The organism is Amycolatopsis sp. NPDC051903 (genome assembly GCF_044452505.1).
Lineage (GTDB): Bacteria > Actinomycetota > Actinomycetes > Mycobacteriales > Pseudonocardiaceae > Amycolatopsis.
On the sequence record NZ_JBITBT010000004.1, the window covers coordinates 11,873 to 28,179 of the forward strand.

Annotated in this window: 16 protein-coding genes; 3 read left to right on the forward strand and 13 right to left on the reverse strand. The window is 73.1% G+C overall.

All coding sequences use genetic code 11. From position 1 onward, the window contains the following. Positions 1-3 precede the first annotated feature (3 nt). Positions 4-2,178 carry a hydantoinase/oxoprolinase family protein gene (locus ACIA77_RS11105; RefSeq protein ID WP_395885670.1) on the reverse strand — a complete coding sequence of 725 codons (2,175 nt, stop codon included), beginning with the start codon at positions 2,176-2,178 and terminating at the stop codon, positions 4-6. Then, entirely contained in the window at positions 2,175-2,840 is a 666-nt protein-coding gene (locus ACIA77_RS11110) for a GntR family transcriptional regulator (RefSeq protein WP_395885671.1), read from the reverse strand. Before ACIA77_RS11110 ends, ACIA77_RS11105 begins: the two co-directional genes overlap by 4 nt. 103 nt (positions 2,841-2,943) lie before the next feature. On the opposite strand from ACIA77_RS11110, the gene ACIA77_RS11115 reads away from it, so the two are divergent. Then, positions 2,944-3,840 carry an oxaloacetate decarboxylase gene (locus ACIA77_RS11115; protein ID WP_395885672.1) on the forward strand — a complete coding sequence of 299 codons (897 nt, stop codon included), beginning with the start codon at positions 2,944-2,946 and terminating at the stop codon, positions 3,838-3,840. On the opposite strand, the gene ACIA77_RS11120 is transcribed toward ACIA77_RS11115, so the two are convergent. The 5 genes from ACIA77_RS11120 to ACIA77_RS11140 all read right to left on the reverse strand — a co-directional run bounded on the left by ACIA77_RS11120 (position 3,841) and on the right by ACIA77_RS11140 (position 8,320). Beyond that, complete coding sequence (locus tag ACIA77_RS11120) at positions 3,841-4,473, reverse strand: class I SAM-dependent DNA methyltransferase (protein ID WP_395885673.1); 633 nt, start codon at positions 4,471-4,473, stop codon at positions 3,841-3,843. It abuts the gene before it with no gap. Positions 4,474-4,845: 372 nt separating this feature from the next. Then, complete coding sequence (locus tag ACIA77_RS11125) at positions 4,846-5,520, reverse strand: GntR family transcriptional regulator (protein ID WP_395885674.1); 675 nt, start codon at positions 5,518-5,520, stop codon at positions 4,846-4,848. Next, entirely contained in the window at positions 5,517-6,410 is an 894-nt protein-coding gene (locus ACIA77_RS11130) for an ornithine cyclodeaminase family protein (RefSeq protein WP_395885675.1), read from the reverse strand. Before ACIA77_RS11130 ends, ACIA77_RS11125 begins: the two co-directional genes overlap by 4 nt. After that, positions 6,407-7,408 (reverse strand): proline racemase family protein, encoded by a 1,002-nt coding sequence (locus tag ACIA77_RS11135; RefSeq protein ID WP_395885676.1) that lies wholly within the window; start codon positions 7,406-7,408, stop codon positions 6,407-6,409. The genes ACIA77_RS11130 and ACIA77_RS11135 overlap by 4 nt, the downstream gene beginning before the upstream one ends. 3 nt (positions 7,409-7,411) lie before the next feature. Continuing rightward, entirely contained in the window at positions 7,412-8,320 is a 909-nt protein-coding gene (locus ACIA77_RS11140) for a dihydrodipicolinate synthase family protein (protein ID WP_395885677.1), read from the reverse strand. Between the two features lie 112 nt (positions 8,321-8,432). Between ACIA77_RS11140 and ACIA77_RS11145 the strand changes: the two genes are divergently transcribed. Continuing rightward, complete coding sequence (locus tag ACIA77_RS11145) at positions 8,433-9,842, forward strand: MFS transporter (protein WP_395885678.1); 1,410 nt, start codon at positions 8,433-8,435, stop codon at positions 9,840-9,842. 16 nt (positions 9,843-9,858) lie between these two features. Further along, positions 9,859-11,085, forward strand: a complete 1,227-nt coding sequence (locus tag ACIA77_RS11150) for an amidohydrolase family protein (protein ID WP_395885679.1) — start codon at positions 9,859-9,861, stop codon at positions 11,083-11,085. Between the two features lie 4 nt (positions 11,086-11,089). On the opposite strand, the gene ACIA77_RS11155 is transcribed toward ACIA77_RS11150, so the two are convergent. The 6 genes from ACIA77_RS11155 to ACIA77_RS11180 all read right to left on the reverse strand — a co-directional run bounded on the left by ACIA77_RS11155 (position 11,090) and on the right by ACIA77_RS11180 (position 16,230). Then, the gene (locus tag ACIA77_RS11155) at positions 11,090-11,425 is read right to left on the reverse strand and encodes a hypothetical protein (RefSeq protein ID WP_395885680.1); all 336 of its coding nucleotides are present in this window, start codon (positions 11,423-11,425) and stop codon (positions 11,090-11,092) included. A 341-nt stretch (positions 11,426-11,766) separates the two neighbouring features. Next, positions 11,767-12,192, reverse strand: a complete 426-nt coding sequence (locus ACIA77_RS11160) for an aconitase X swivel domain-containing protein (RefSeq protein WP_395885681.1) — start codon at positions 12,190-12,192, stop codon at positions 11,767-11,769. Next, complete coding sequence (locus ACIA77_RS11165) at positions 12,180-13,439, reverse strand: aconitase X (RefSeq protein ID WP_395885682.1); 1,260 nt, start codon at positions 13,437-13,439, stop codon at positions 12,180-12,182. The genes ACIA77_RS11160 and ACIA77_RS11165 overlap by 13 nt, the downstream gene beginning before the upstream one ends. After that, entirely contained in the window at positions 13,432-14,811 is a 1,380-nt protein-coding gene (locus ACIA77_RS11170; protein WP_395885683.1) for an FAD-dependent oxidoreductase, read from the reverse strand. The genes ACIA77_RS11165 and ACIA77_RS11170 overlap by 8 nt, the downstream gene beginning before the upstream one ends. Further along, positions 14,792-15,070, reverse strand: a complete 279-nt coding sequence (locus ACIA77_RS11175; RefSeq protein ID WP_395885684.1) for a (2Fe-2S)-binding protein — start codon at positions 15,068-15,070, stop codon at positions 14,792-14,794. The genes ACIA77_RS11170 and ACIA77_RS11175 overlap by 20 nt, the downstream gene beginning before the upstream one ends. Further along, positions 15,067-16,230: an NAD(P)/FAD-dependent oxidoreductase gene (locus tag ACIA77_RS11180; RefSeq protein WP_395885686.1), complete on the reverse strand. Its 1,164-nt coding sequence runs from the start codon at positions 16,228-16,230 to the stop codon at positions 15,067-15,069. The genes ACIA77_RS11175 and ACIA77_RS11180 overlap by 4 nt, the downstream gene beginning before the upstream one ends. Positions 16,231-16,307: the final 77 nt, after the last annotated feature.

Genomic DNA, 16,307 nt, shown 5'->3' on the forward strand with positions numbered 1-16,307 from the left:
GGTTCAGCCCTCCAGCGGGGTGATCAGGAGGCTGCCGGACGCGTGCACGGTGGCGGCGTGCTCGGGCAGCACGAGGGTCGTGGAGTCCATTTCGGTCACGATCGCGGGGCCGGCGACGACGTCGCCCGCCAGCAGTTTCGCGCGGTCGTACACCTTCGCGTCGAGCTGGGTGCCGGAAACGTGGATCGGGTGCGTGTCGACGAGCGCGGCGGCGGGGTCGCCGGTGCCCTCGGGCAGCGTCACCGGCGCCACCGACGGGCGCGGGCCGGTGACCGTGGCGCGCGCGTTGACCAGCTCGTGGTCCACGCCGAGCAGGAACGAGAACAGCCGGTCGTGTTCGCCGTCGAACTGCTTGGCGATGAGGTCCAGCGCGGTTTCGGGCGTGTCGAGAGAGGCCACGTCGACCTCGACCGGGATCTCGAAGCCCTGACCGTGGTAGCGCACGTCGACCTGGAAGCCCAGCGTCTGGTCGGCGCGGTCGAGCCCCTGCCCGGCGAGCCGGCCGCCGGCTTCGTCCCCCAGCTCGCGCAGGATCTGGGCCAGCTCGGTGCCGGTCAGGTCCGCGAAGCGGCGCAGCACGGTGCGGGCCGCGACGTCGCGCAGGCTCGTGGTCGCGTCCCCCAGCGCGCACAGCACCCCCGGCGACGGCGGCACGATCACCGGCCACGCGCCGGTGAGCTTCCCGAGGGCGTTGGCGTGCAAGGGACCCGCGCCGCCGAACGCCACGAGGGCGAAGTCGCGCGGGTCGAAACCCTGCTGCACGGAGACGAGCCGCAGGCCGCCGAGCATGTTCTCGTTGACGATGTCGATGATCCCCGCGGCGGCCGCCTCGACGCTGGGCAGGCCCATCGCGTCGGCCACCTTACCGACCGCTGCGCGGGCGGCTTCGACGTCGAGCGTGATCTCGCCGCCGGCGAGCTGGGCCGGCAGGTAACCGAGCACGACGTTGGCGTCGGTCACCGTGGGTTCGGTGCCGCCCTTGCCGTACGCGGCGGGCCCGGGGTCGGCACCGGCCGACTGCGGGCCGACGCGCAGCGCCTTCGTCAGCTCCGGCACGTGGCCGATCGAGCCGCCGCCGGCGCCGACCGTGCGAACGTCCACACTGGACGCCCGCACGGTGAGGTCACCGACCTGCGTCTCCCGGCCGATGCGCGGGCTGAGGTCCTGCACCAGGGCGACGTCGGTGGACGTGCCGCCCATGTCGAACGTGATCAGGTCGCGGTGGCCGCACTGCTCGGCGACCCACACCGCGCCCGTCACGCCGCCGGCCGGGCCGGACAGCAACATCGTGACGGGCGCCGCCGCCGCCGCGTCGGCTGCCGACAGACCGCCGTCGCTGCGCAGGATCGCGAGGTCGCCCTGCACGCCGCCGGCGGACAGTTCGCTCGCCAGCGTCTCCACGTACTTCTTCACCTGCGGCTGCACGTACCCGTTGGCGACGGTGGTGACCGTGCGCTCGTACTCGCGCAGCTCGGGCAGCACGTCGGACGAGAGCGACACGGGCACGCCGGGCAGCACTTCGGCGGCGAGCGCGGCGACGCGGCGTTCGTGCGCCGGGTCGGCGAAGGAGTTGATCAGCGACACGGCGAGCGCCTGGATGTCGCGCCCGCGCAGCTTCTCCAGCTGGGCGCGGACGTCGGCCTCGTCGAGCTCGCGGATCACGGCGCCGTCGCTGGCGATCCGCTCGTCGACCTCGACCGTGTTCTCCAGCGCGGCCAGCGGTTCCGGCTTCGGCCAGATGATCCAGCCGGCGAGCCCGCCCGGCACGTAGGAGCGCGCGATCTGCAGGACCTGGCGGAACCCGCGCGTGGTCACGAGCCCCACGCGGGCGCCCTTGCCCTCGAGGATCGCGTTGGTGGCGACCGTGGTGCCGTGCAGCACCTGCGCCACCTCGCTCAGCGCGATCCCCGCGTCGGCGCACACCTTGGAGATGCCGTTGCGGACCCCGACGGACTGGTCGGCGGGGGTCGACGGGGTCTTCGCCCGCCAGGTCGCCCCGGTGCTCTCCTCGACCAGCAGCACGTCGGTGAAGGTGCCGCCGACGTCGACACCGAGCCGGTAATTTGGCCTCGGCTCCCCCGAGGCGTGCGAGATCGCCTGGGAGCCGATCTCGCGCTGTGGTTGCTGTTGGGAGGACGTGGTGGCCGCGGTGATGGTGTAGCTGAGGAGATGAGTCACGGGTTCTCCTGATCTTCAGCTGCGCGGACCATGACCGCGCGCGCGTTGCGGATGTGGGCGGTCATCACGGCCCGCGCCCACTCGGGGTCGCCGGCGCGCAGGGCGGCGACGATCTCGACGTGGTGCGCGAGGCTGCGCCGCAGGGACTGTTCGTCGTAGGTGTGGAAGTTGCGCAGCACGACCGGCGCGTGGACGGCGGTCGCGAGCGCCCCGGCGAGCGCGGGGTGCTGGGCGAGCTCGGCGAGTTTGGCGTGGAACTCGCGGTTGAGGGGCACCAGCGCGTCGAGGTCCTGCCCCGGTCCGGGGTGACCGACCTCGACCATGCGCGCGGCAAGCTCGTCGAGCGCCGCGAGGTCCGCGTCGCTCGCGTTCGGGGCGGCGAGCGCGGTGAGCTGGGGTTCCAGCTGCGTGCGCAGGTCGAAGATCCCTTCCAGCTCTTCGACGCTCCACTGGCTCACGCGGGCACCGCGGTTGGGGACGAGCTCCACGAGTCCTTCGGCGGCGAGGCGGGTCAGCGCCTCGCGCACCGGGGTCCGGCTCACGCCGAGCCGGGCGGCCAGCTCGACCTCGCCGAGCCGCGAACCGGCCGGGAACTCACCCCGCAGGATCAGCTCGCGCAAGGCGTCCACCGCACGCGTGGTTGAGGTCGCTGTTTGTGTCACCAGTCACTCCGTCTCGCAGATTGTGTGCAATCTAGGCCGGAGTCTTGTCGCCCGCAAGGTTTCGAGCGTAGTTTCGCTCTAGATGTATACAAGGAGGAATTCCGTGGGAAATCTGCTCGGTGCCGCCGGAACCCCGCGCAAGCGGCTGCGGGAGCTGCTGACGGCCGGTGCGCCGCTGGTCGCACCCGGGGCGTACGACGCGCTTTCGGCCCGGCTGGTGGAGCAGGCCGGTTTCGACGTCGTGTACATGACCGGCTTCGGGACCACCGCGTCGCTCATCGGGCGGCCGGACGTGGGCCTGCTGTCCGGCGCGGAGATGATCGACAACGCGACCCGGATCGTCTCGGCCGTCGACGTGCCCGTGATCGCCGACGCCGACACCGGCTACGGCAACGCGATCAACGTCGTGCGCACGGTGCGCGCGTACGAGCAGGCCGGCGTCGCGGCGATCCACCTCGAAGACCAGGTGATGCCGAAGAAGTGCGGCCACATGTCGGGCAAGGCGGTGATCTCGCGCGAGGAAATGGTCGGCAAGATCGCCGCGGCCGCCGCCGCGCGCCGGGACCCGGACTTCGTGCTGATCGCCCGCACCGACGCCGCGGCCGTGCACGGGCTGGACGACGCCATCGGCCGCGCGAAGGCCTACGCGGACGCCGGCGCGGACGTGCTGTTCGTCGAGGCGCCCACGAGCGAGGAGAGCATCGAGCGCGTCGCCACGGAGCTGCGCGGCGTCGCGCCGCTGGTGTTCAACTGGGCCGAGGGCGGCCGCACGCCGCCGCTGCCGCTGGAGCGCATGGCGGAGCTGGGTTTCTCGCTCGTGCTCTACCCGATCGGCACCCTGCTGGCCGCGACGGCGGGCATCCGGTCGCTGCTGGAGGTCGTGCGGCGCGACGGGACCCCGGCGGCCGCGCTGGCGGGCGTGCCGACGTTCGAGGAGTTCACGACGCTCATCGGCCTGCCCGAGGTGCAGGAGCTGGAGCAGCGCTTCTCCGGCGAGTGATCAGGGTTTGCGCGCGGTGATGAGGAGGTGCTCCTCCGCCTCGGCGCCGGGTTTGCCGGGCTCGAAGATCTCGGACCGCGTGCCGGTCACCTCGAACCCGGCGGCCCGGACCCGGCGTTCGAGGTCGTCGGGGGTGAAGCTCGTGAGCCGCACGGCGTGGCCGAGGAAGTCGAGCGGCACGTCCTCGATGTCGGCGGGCACCGTGATGAGCGCGAGCTGCCCGCCCGGCTTGAGCCAGCGGGCGATCTTGCCGAGCACGGTCCCGGTCTCCGCCCGGCTCAGCTGGAGGAACGAGAAGAACGCGCACACGGCGTCCCAGCTCGCCGGAGCCGACTCCCACTCCCGCACGTCGACGTGGCGGAATTCGGCCGCGGGCACCTGTTCGCGCGCGATGCGGATCATCTCGCCCGACACGTCGAGCCCCGTCACGTGGTGCCCGGCCGCGGTCAGGTCCGCGGCGACCGGACGGCCGGTGCCGCTGCCGATGTCGAGCACCCGAGACTCCGGCGGGAGTGTGGCGAGCAGGTCGCGCACCGCGGCGACCACCACGGGCGGCCGGCCGAACGCCTCGTCGTAACCCGCGCCGATCGCGTCGAACAACTCCTGTGCCGTGGCCGTGGCTTCCTCGCTCATTCCGCACTCCCCTCGTCAGCTGCTGACGGTCCACTCTGGCACAGAACCGGCGTGAATTTCCGTTGGTTGACACGCTTTGCCCCCGGGCGGAGGCTGCTTCGCGGGGATTCGGAGGAGGACCGGGGTCCCGCCCGGCTGCGTCGGCGAACTGCGCGCACAGGGGGCCGACGCCGCCGGGCAACCGGGGCCGAGCCGGGCGGACGCGTCGATGCCGCGTTCCGCACGGCGTGGCAGCACCTCCTGCAGACCCCGCGCGACGACCGCAAGGCCGGGCCGGACCCGCTGACCGGGACGAACGCCCCGCGTGGGCCGGGCAGTGACCTGATCGCGGCGATGCACCTCGCCGCCAACGCCATCCCGTGGCGATACTGGCTACTCGGCCCAGATGCCGCGCACGTGGCGGATGTGGCGGCGCATCAGGTCTTCCGCGCCGTCGGCGTCGCGGGCCTCGATCAGGTCCAGCAGCACCGCGTGCTCGTGCGACGAGGGCACCAGCTCGCCGCGCTCCGCCAGCCCGCGCAGGCCGTAGATGCGCGATCGCGACCGCAGCGACCGCACGGTCTCCACGAGGTGCGGGTTGCCCGCCTGTTCCAGCAGCCGCAGGTGGAACTGCATGTCGGTGGCGACGTGGGCGATGAGGTCACCCTCGGTGGCCGCGCGTTCGATGCCGGCGGCCAGCGGGCGCAGTTCGGCGATGACGGCCGGGTCGACACCGGTCGACGCGAGGTGGCGGATGGTGGGCACCTCGATCAGCGCGCGCAGCTCGCTCAGGTCGTCGAGGTCCTTTTCGGACGGTTCGGTGACGCGGAACCCCTTGTTGCGCACCGTGTCGATCAAACCTTCCTTCACCAGGTCCAGCATGGCCTCGCGCACGGGAGTGGCGGACACGCCGAACTGGGTGGCGAGGCTGGGCGCCGAGTAGACGACGCCGGGGCGCAGTTCGCCGGAGATGACGGCCGCGCGCAGCGTCTGCGTGATCTGGTCGCGCAGGTTGCGCTGGACGCCGAAGGTGGGCAGCGTCAGCGTGAGGTGCTCCTCCGTCGTCAACGTGGTTCTCCCCGGGCGGCCTGGTAGGTGGTGGCGGCGACCACGAGATCCTCCCACGCCATTCCGACGCTCTTGAACAAGCGGGGCCCCGACCCGGGCACGGACGCGGTCCCGCGCACGACGTCGGCCAGCGGCAGCAGCGCGTCCGGCGCCAGCGCCCCGTCGGAAACGGCCAGGACCACGTCACCGGCCTCGCGCAGAGCCGTCGGCACCGCTTCGACCACCACGGCCGAGCGGCCGGCCAGAACCGAGTCGACCTCCCGGACGTGCGGTTCGTGCGAACCCACCGCCACCACGACCGCGCCGTCGGCGACCAGCGAGCCGTCGAACAGCGGCGCCGACGCGGTCGTGCAGCACGCCACGAGGTCGGCCGAAGCGACGTCGGCCGGTGTCCCGGTGCGGCCGCCGCACGCCGCGGCGAAGGCCTCCGCCGAAGACCGCCCCACCACCACGACCTCGTCCACCGGCCGGACCGCCCGCAGCGCCTCGACGTGGCTCGCCGCCTGCGGGCCGGTGCCGAACACCACGAGCCGCGAGGCGTCTTCGGGCGCCAAGGCGTCCACCGCCACCGCCGACACCGCCGCCGTGCGGACCGACGTCAGGGCAACCCCGTCCAGCACGGCCAGCGGCGTCAGCGTCGGCCCGTCGAGCAGCAGGTACTCACCTTGGATGCGCGGCCGCCCCCGCGACGGGTTGTCCGGCGCCACGGTCGCGACCTTCACCCCCGCGTAGTCGCCCCAGAACGCCGGCATCAGCAGGAACTGCCCGCTCGGCACGGGCACGACCGCGCGCGCCGGGTCCGCCGCCGGGTCGAGCCCGTCCGCCAGTGCCGATCGCAGCGCCGCGATCGCCGACGTCATCGACGGCCGCGCGTCGAGCACCTCGATCACAGCTGGAACCCCGCGGGGAACGGGTCGTCCGGGTCGAGGAAGTACTGCGCCGTGCCGGTGAGCCACGCGCGCCCGGTGATCGTGGGGATCACGGCGGGCAGCGTGCCCACCGTCGTCTCCTCCACCAGCCGCCCGATGAAGTGCGTGCCGATGAACGACTCGTTGCGGAAGTCGGTGTTCAGCGGCAGCTCGCCGCGCGCGTGCAGCTGCGCCATCCGCGCGCTGGTGCCGGTACCGCACGGCGAGCGGTCGAACCAGCCCGGGTGGATGGCCATCGCGTGCCGCGAGTGGCGCGCGTCCGAACCCGGTGCGGCGAGGTACACGTGGTGGCAGCCCGAGATCTCGGGGTTCACCGGGTGCACCGGCCGGTCCCGGGCGTTGATCGCGTCCATGATGGACAGTCCCGCGTCGAGCAGCCGCTGCTTCTCGGCGCGGTCGAACGGCAGCCCCAGCTCCTCGAGCCCGAGGATCGCGTAGAAGTTCCCGCCGAACGCCAGGTCGTAGCGCACCTGGCCGAAGCCCGGCACGTCGACCTTGCGGTCCAGCCCCAGCGAGAACGACGGCACGTTGCGGATCGTCACCGACCGCGCGGCCCCGTCCTGCACGGCGACGTCGGCGACCACCAGCCCGGCCGGGGTGTCGAGCCGGATCGTGGTGACCGGCTCGACGACCTCGACCATGCCCGTCTCGACGAGCACCGTGGCCACGCCGACGGTGCCGTGCCCGCACATCGGCAGGCACCCGGAGACCTCGATGAACAGCACCCCCCAGTCGGCGTCCTCGCGCGTCGGCGGCTGAAGGATCGCGCCGCTCATCGCCGAGTGCCCGCGGGGTTCGTACATCAGCAGCTGCCGGAGGTGGTCGAGGTGCTCGACGAAGTGCTGCCGGCGCTCGAACATCGTGGTCCCCGGCACGACGCCGACCCCACCCGTGATCACGCGGGTCGGCATGCCCTCGGTGTGGGAGTCGACGGCGTGGAACAGCCGCTTGGCGCGCATGGTCTAGGAAAGCCCTTCCTCGAGCGCTCGTTCGGTCGCCTGGCGGACCGCCTTCTCCTGCTCGGGCGTGAGCGGCACCCGCGGCGGCCGGCACGGCCCACCGTAGCGGCCCGCGATGTCCATGCTCAGCTTGATGGCCTGCACGAACTCCGTGAGCGAATCCCAGCGCAGCAACGGGTGCAGCAGCCGGTACAGCGGCACGGCCTTCTCCAGGTCACCCGCCGACGCCGCGGCCCACAGCTCGCTCGTGGCCTTCGGGAACGCGTTGGGGTAGCCGGCGACCCAGCCGGGCGCGCCCGCGATCGCGAGCTCCAGCAGCACGTCGTCGGCGCCGCACAGCACGTCGAGCTCCGGCGCGAGCTCCGCGATCCGGTACGGCCGGCGCACGTCACCCGAGAACTCCTTCACACCGACGATCAGGCCTTCGGCGTGCAGCTCGGCCAGCAGCTCCGGCACGAGGTCGACCTTGGTGTCGAACGGGTTGTTGTACGCCACGATCGGCACGCCGGCCTTCGCGACCTCGCGGTAGTGCGCGATCACCGCGCGCTCGTCGGCCCGGTACGAGTTGGGCGGCAGCAGCATCACCGCCGGGCAACCGGCCTCGGCCGCGTCCTCGGCCCAGCGCCGGGCTTCGGCGGCCCCGTAGGCCGCGACGCCCGGCATCACCGTGAAGCCCTCGGGCGCCGCCTCGACCGCCGTGCGGACCACGCGCGTGCGCTCTTCGGCGCTCAGCGTCTGGTACTCCCCCAGTGAGCCGTTCGGGGTGACGCCGTCGCAGCCGCTTTCGGCCAGCCACGCCACGTGCTCCGCATAGGCGGCGAAGTCGACGGCCAGCGCGCCCGGCCCGGCCTCCCGCAGTGGCAGTGCCGCCGCCACCAGCACGCCGTGCCACGGTTTTTCCCGCCCGGTCATGAGCCCTCCACACCAGTCGATGTCACCAGGAAGTTAAGTCCGAAATTCATCGTGCCATGTGTCATGTGACATTGTACAGTGTCCTGACCTGGTTCCCCGCCATGGAGGCCCCATGTCCGAGACAACCGGCGCGGCGCCGCAGCAGCTGACATCCCACGTGATGGCAGCCCGGCTCGAGCGCCTGCCCCTTTCCCGGTTCCACTACAAGCTGCTCTTCGCGGGCGGCCTCGGCTACACCTTCGACGCGATGGACGGCGCGATCGTCGCCTTCATCCTCCCGTCGGTCACGAAGGAATGGGGGCTCTCGAGCGGAGCCACCGGCATCCTGGGCAGCAGCCTGCTCATCGGGTTCCTCTTCGGCGCGCTGGGCGCCGGCATCCTCGGCGACAAGATCGGCCGTCGCAAGGTCATGATCAGCGCGCTCGTGCTCTACAGCATCGCGAGCCTGGTCGCGGCCGCCGCGCCGAACTTCGCGGTGCTGTTCGTCGCCCGCGTGGTGGCGGGCATGGGCACCGGCGCGGAGAGCGCGATCATCGCGCCGTACCTGTCGGAGTTCGTGCCCTCGCGCGTACGTGGGCGCTACGTCGGCTCGCTGGCCGGGTTCTTCGCGTTCGGCTACGTGTTCGCGAGCCTGCTCGGTTACTTCGTGGTCAGCGACGTGCCGCACGGCTGGCGCTGGGTGCAGGTGCTCACGTCGGTACCGATCCTGATGCTGCTGTGGTGGCGGCGCACGCTGCCGGAATCGCCGCGGTTCCTGCACGTCCACGGGCGCGCCGCCGAGGCGGAGCTCGTGGTGTCCGACATCGAGCGGCAGGTGCGCGAGCGCGTCGGGCCGCTGCCCGAACCGCAGGTGTCCACACAGGACGAAGACGTGCAGGTGTCGTCGGGCACGGTGGGGTCGAACCTGCGCTCGCTCGTGTCGACGGGCTTGCGCAAGACCACGATCACGTCGTGGATCTACTGGTTCGTCGCCATCTTCACCTACTACGGCTTCTTCACCTGGATCCCGTCGCTGCTGGTGAAGCAGGGCTTCGACATCTCGAAGAGCTTCCTGTTCTCCATCGTCATCTACCTCGCGCAGATCCCCGGCTACTACTCGGCCGCGTTCGTGAGCGAACGCCTCGAGCGCAAGTGGACGATCGTGATCTACCTGGCGGGCGGCGCGGTCGGCGCGCTGGGGCTGGCGTTCGCGAGCAGCAGCACGCAGATCCTCGTGTGGGGGATCGTGTTGTCGTTCTTCATGAACGGCAACGCGGCGCTCGAATACTCGTACACGTCGGAGATCTACCCGACGATGATCCGCACCACCGGCCTGGGCGTCGCGTCGGCGGTCGGGCGGGTCGGCGGGATCATCGCGCCGATCGTGATCGGGTTCTCCTACAGCACCGTCGGCTTCGGCGGCGTGTTCACGATGCTGCTGGTGCTGCTGCTGATCGGCGCCGCCGTGGTCGCGGTGTTCGGGCAACGCACGACCGGGCGCTCGCTCGAGACGATCGGACAGGAGACCATGGGACGTGACTGAACCCGGAGGTGCCTTGATGACAGCCGACCTCACCGTCCGGCACGTGAGCGTCGTCGACCCGGCGACCGAAGACGTGGCCGGTGATCGCGCCATCCGCATCGCGGCCGGGCGGATCACGGCGGTGGAGCCCGATCCCGGCGACCCCGTTGGCGCGGGCGAACTCGACGGCTCGGGCCTGTTCGCGGTGCCGGGGCTGATCGACTGCCACGTGCACGTGAACGCGGTGAGCGCGGCGCTGGGCACGGTCGCCGACGCGTCGCCCGCGTACGTGGCGGCGCAGGCTTCCCACCTGCTGAAGGACATGCTGGCGCGCGGTTTCACGAGCGTGCGTGACGTCGGCGGCGCGGACTTCGGCATCGCTGCCGCAGTCGCCGAGGGCCTGTTCACGGGGCCGCGGATCTTCTTCGGCGGCAAGGCCCTTTCGCAGACCGGCGGGCACGGCGACCTGCGTCCGGCCGGGCGCGACGTGCACGACCAGCACTACGCGATCCCCGTGCTGGGCCGCGTGTGCGACGGGGTCGACGAGGTCCGCCGAGCCGCCCGCGACGAGATCCGCCGCGGCGCGTACCACCTCAAGATCATGCTGTCGGGCGGCTGCGCGAGCCCGACGGACCGCGTGGACTCCCTGCAGTTCTCCGACGAGGAGGTCACCGCGATCGTCGAGGAGGCCGCCGCCGCGAACCTCTACACGGCCGGCCACGCCTACACCGCGGACGCGGTCAACCGCGGCCTGCGCCTCGGCGTCCGCACGATCGAACACGGCAACCTCCTCGACGCGACGTCCATCGACCTGTTCCTGGCCCACGACGCCTTCTACGTGCCGACGCTCATCACGTACCAGGCGCTGCTGGAGCAGAGCCGCGAACTCGGGTTCACGGCGGAGCAGTACGAAAAGGTCGTGCGCGTGACGGAAAACGGCTACCAGGCCCTGCAGCTCGCGGACTCCGCGGGCGTCCGCATCGCCTACGGCAGCGACCTCCTCGGCGCCATGCAGGCGCGGCAGTCGGAGGAGTTCGCTCTGCGTGCGAAGGTCCAGACGCCCGGCGCGGTGCTGCGCTCGGCCACCACCGTGGCGGCGGAACTGCTGCGGCGGGAGGGCACGCTGGGCACCCTCACGCCCGGGGCGACCGGCGACGTGGTGCTCGCCCGGGCGAATCCGCTGGAGAGCCTCGACGTGCTCGCGAACCCGTCGTCCGGCGTCGCCGCCGTCGTGCAAGGCGGTGTGGTGCGCGTGCGGCGCTGAGCGCTCAGCCGGCCGCCGCGGCGACGAGTTCGATCGATCGCGCGCGGCCGGCCGGGTCGGACACCGGTGTCATGACGAGCAGTTCGTCCGCGTCGGTGCTCTTCACCAGGTCCGCGCGCTGCGTGGCGACGACGGCCGGAGTTCCGGTCACCGGGGCCCACGGCTGCCGGAACGCGGCGCGTTCTTCGCCGGTGAGCTCACGCGCGGTGACCTCGGCCGCCGCCGGCAGCGGGCCGGTGTCGCTGTGGGCCCGCCGCGCCGGCGAGACGTACCAGGGCCGGGCGAGGTGCTCGGCGCGGTCCGCGGTTTCGGCGCACCCGGCCGGGGACGAGACCGTCACGCGAGGCTCGGCGAGCCGGTCCGACGGCCTGAACTCCCCCGGTAGAGCTCCAGCGCCGAATCCGTGTCGTCCGGGCGGAGGTGGCGGGCGAACGACAGCGGCAGCCCCAGCCGGGCCGCCGGGCCCGCGCCGTCGGACGACGAGGCCGGCGCCCAGAGTTCGGCGTGGTCGGCGTGCCCAGCGACGACGACAACGCCGTCCGGCCGGCGACGTGTATCCGGCCAGCTCCGCCGCGTCCCGTTCGTACTCCTCGCGCTCGGGCATGGGCGCGCCGCGGCGCAGGGCGCGGATCGCGGTTTCGTCGAGGGTGCCGGGTCCGCGGCCGAAGCCGAGGTCGATGATCAGCGGATTGGCGCAACCACCGCCGAATCCGGGCCGGCCGATACCGACACCGGGCCCGAACCGGCCACGAGCCGCGCGTAGTCCCGCTCAGCGAGCACCACGATCGGCAGCCGCAGGTCGTACAGCTCGGCCGCGACCCACGCGCCGAGCATCAAGATCGCGTCCGGCTCGGTGAGCACGAGCGCCGCCGGCGCCGTGCCGGCCCGGATCTGCTCGGCCAGCACCGAAGACGACGAACTCGACCCCCGCGCCCGCGGCAGCGCGACCACGCGGCCGGTCAGCGCCGCGCCGCGCTGCGGGTGGTGCTCGTCGACGATCCGGCCGGCGAGGTCCGTCCCGCCCCAGAAGGACAGGGGCGCGTCGAGCACGAGCAGGTCCCCCGTCGCCGAGCCGGGGAACACCGTGCGCCCGGTCAGCTCGCCCACAGCGCCTCGTCCCGCACGACCCGGCCGGCCCGCGCCGACGCGACGCACTCGGCCAGCGACCCGAACACCACGGCCACGCCGATGTTCCCCGGCGCGTACCACGCCCACTTGCCGGAGTTCGTCATCGCCGTGCGCACGTCCTGCTCGACGATCGGGGTGAGGTACGTGCAGGTGTCGACGACGATCCGGCCACCCGCCGCGCGCACGGTTTCCGCGTAGCCGAGCCGTTCGGCCTCCGCCAGCACGGCGCGGCTCGTGGTCACGTACGCCCGCACGCGGAACGGCGCGCCGTCCCCGAGCAGCCCCGCCAGCCGGGCGAACTCCGTCAGCGAAAAGTGCGGTGTCCCCAGGCACAACGCGTCGATCGCGGGACCGCGTGCCGTCGTCAGCTCGTCCCGCACCGCCCGCAGCTGCGCCGCGTCGACCACGTGCGCCGGAATCCCTTGCGGCGCAACAGCTTCCAGCGTGTGTGCCTCCGGCGTCACCCCGGCGACGTGGAACAGCCCCACTCCGCCGCTCGACGCCGCGGCCGCGCCGAACGCTTTCAGCTGGTCCTCGGTCACGTCCGACGACACCCCGGTCACCACCGGCACCCCGCTCCCGGCCAGTCGGCCCGCGAGGTGCCCGAGCACACCCCACGCCGCGTCCTCGGTGAGCAGCCGCGGCGACAACCCCGCGCAGTCGAGCCGGATCGTCGCGCGCCGGTTCTCGTCGCGGTGCAGCCCCGCGTCCGGGACGCGGCCGGTGATCGCCGCGGCGATGTCGAGGAAATCGCCGTAGCGGTCGGTGCGGGCGCCGAGCACGGAGTTGGCGAACACGATCGCGTTGGACTCCGCCCACGCCACGTGCGTGCCGAACGCCGGCCGGTGCGTGAGCTGGTACGGCGCGCAGGTCCAGGTCGGCGTGCATCCCAGCGCGGTGTAGGCCGCCATCTGGCGGCGCGCCGCCGCGGCCGTTTCGGGCTCGGCGCGCACGAGGTCCGGGTGACGCAGGTCGAGGGAACCGACGTTGAGCGTGGTCGGCACGGCGACCCGCCCCGCCAGCTCCCCCAGCCGTTCGACGAAGTCCAGGCCCGCCTGCCCGTGGTACAGGCAGCCGTCGACGTGGGCACTCCGGACGGTCAGCAGCCGCGGCGCCGCCCGCACGCGCGCGAGCGCGACCACCATCCGCAGGCACAGGCGAGCCGCTTCACCCCGCGCGCCGGCGAGCACCGCTTCGTCCTCTTCGGACAGTTCGAGGTCAGCCACGGGCGAGGTCACCGAGCTTCACCGGCTGCGCGATCGGGCGTGCCGCGACGCCGGCGAGGTCGGCCGCCGCGGGCTCCCGGCCGCACTCGGCCGCGACGAGGCACGCCGTCGCGTAGCCGCACACGCGGCCCTGGCACAGGCCCATGCCCGGGCGCGCCAGCAGCTTCACGGTCCGCGCGTCCGTGGCGCCGAAGTCCGTCACCGCGGCTCGCACCGTGCCGGCGGACACCTCCTCGCAGCGGCAGACCTGGGTGCCGGCGTCGAGCCACGTCTGCCAGCCCGGCCGGACGGGGTGCGCCGCGTGCATCGCCGACGCGAAGGCGCGCAACGACTTCCGCTGCCGCAGCAACCGCGCGACGACGTCGCGGTTCGGTGCCGCGCCCACGGTCGTCAGCGCCGCGTGCAGGCCGGCGAGCTCACCCTCCACAACGGACAGCGCGGCCCCGCCGACGCCGCACACCTCCCCGGCCAGGTACACCCCCGGGGTGGACGCGCGCTGCCGGTCGTCGGCGACGGCCACCAGAGAACCGTCCGCGCCGAGTGTCGTGTCGCAGCCCAGCTGCAGCGGGATCTCCAGCTGGGGCGTGAACCCGTAGCCGACGGCGACGGTGTCGCACGCGATCTCGCGCGCGGTCCCCGGCACGATCCGCCAGCCGGGATCGAGTGACGCGACCGTCACCCCCTCGACGCCGTCCGTGCCGTGGGCGGCGACGACCGCCATGCGCCTGCGGTACGGAACCCGGTGGCGCACCAGCGTTTTGAGGTAACCGGCACCTTCGGCGAGTTTGCCGGCGTTGGCCAGCACCGCCAGCGGCGACCGCGCGAACCCGGCGGGCGAGCCGGCCTCGAACACCCCCACCACGTCGGCCCCCGCGGTGACCAGCCCGGCCGCGACGGGCAGCAGGAACGGCCCCGTCCCGCCGACCACGACCCGGCTCCCGGCCCGCACGCCGTGGCCCTTGAGCAACGCCTGCGCTCCGCCGGCCGCGTAGACCCCCGGCACCGTCCAGCCGGGGAACGGCAGCTGCCGGTCGTACGCGCCGGTCGCGACGACCACCGCGCGGCAGGTGAACTCACCGCGGTCGGTGTGCACGGTGAACCCGGCCTCGGTGCGTTCGACGTGCCACACCGCGTGCCGCGTCCGCAGGTCCACACGCGACAGTCCGGACCGCAGCCGCACCAGCGTCCGCCAGTCGTGGTGGCCCGCGCCGTCGTCACCTTCGCGGTGCCGCCAGAACTGCCCGCCGACGCGCGGGCCGGCGTCCACGAGCGACACCCGCGCCCCGGCGTTCGCCGCGGCCACCGCGGCGGCCAGGCCCGCGGGTCCGGCGCCCAGCACGGCCAGGTCGCAGTCAGCAGGCGAGATCGCCACGGCCCGCTCCTTCCTGCGGTTCGATCACATCACCCGGGCGCACTTCCGTGAGGCACGCGCGCCGGCCCGCCTCGCCGTTGACCACCACCAGGCAGTCGAAGCACACGCCGATGCCGCAGAAGATCCCGCGCGGCGCGCCCTCGCGGCGCGTCGTGCGCCACGAGCGGTGGCCCGCGGCGATCAGCGCGGCCCCCACACTCTGCCCCGCTTCCGCCACGATCTCCTCGCCCCGGAACGAGAACTCCACCGGATCCGTCACGCGACCTCCTCGAAGCGATCCGCCCGGAACGGCGCGAGATCGAGGTCGGGCTGCACGCCCGTCGCCTGTTGCGCCACCAGGTGCCCGGTCGCGGCGGCGAGCCCGATCCCGGCGCCCTCGTGACCGCACGCGTGCACCAGCCCCGGCAACCGGGGGTCCTCGCCGATCACGGGCAGGTGGTCCGGGCAGTACGGCCGGAACCCCAGGTAGCTGCGCAGCAACGACACGTCGGCCAGGAACGGGAACACCCCGATCGCCTGCGCCGCCAGCTTGCGCACCACGGCGAGCGAGAACTGCCGGTCGAACCCGACGCGCTCGCGGCTCGCGCCGATCAGCACGGTGCCGGACTGCGTGCCCTCCACGACCACGGACGTCTCCAGCCCGGCGTCGCCGCTCGCCACGTTGGCCACGTAGTCGGCGGTGTAGACCTTGTGCCGGATCACGCGCGGCAGCGGTTCGGTGACCAGCACGAACCCCCGGCGCGGCAGCACCGGGATCGGGGCGCCCGCGAGCGCGGAGATCTCACCGCCCCACGTACCGCCCGCGTTCACGAGCCGGCGGGCGGAGAAGTCGCCGCGGTTGGTGGTGACCCCGGCGAACGCCCCGTCGGCGCTGCGCCGGAACGAGCGCACCTCCGTGCCGGTGTGCAATTGCGCGCCGAGCCGGCCGGCCTGGCGCAGCAGCTCCGCCGCCGCGAGCATCGGCTGCACCTGCTTGTCCTGCGGGTAATACGCGCCCGAAGCGACGTTCTTCGTCAGGTTCGGCTCGAGGTCGGCCACCTCGGCCGACGTCAGGTCCACGGCCTCGACGCCCCGAGCGCGTTGCTCCGCGGCCAGCGCGGCCAGGCCCGCCGCGGCGTCCGCGGACTGCGCGACGACCACGCCGCCCTTGTGCTCCAGCTCCAGCGCGCCCGGCCCGAACCGCTCCCCCAGCTCCGCCCAGAGCTTCACCGAGAGCAGCGCCAGGTCGAGCTCCGCGCCGAGTTCCTTGTCCGACACGAGGATGTTGCCCTCGCCGCCACTGGTCGTGCCGCCGGCGACCCCGCCGCGGTCCAGCACGGCGACCCGCAGGCCCGCCGCGGCGCAGTAGTACGCGCACGCCGCTCCGACCACTCCGGCGCCCACCACGAGCACGTCGGCGGACCTTCCCGTCGCCACCATGGCCAGTAGTATGTCACATTGCACAACCACTGGACGTGCGGTTCCCGCCACACACGAGCGGGGGCCGACCCCGTGGG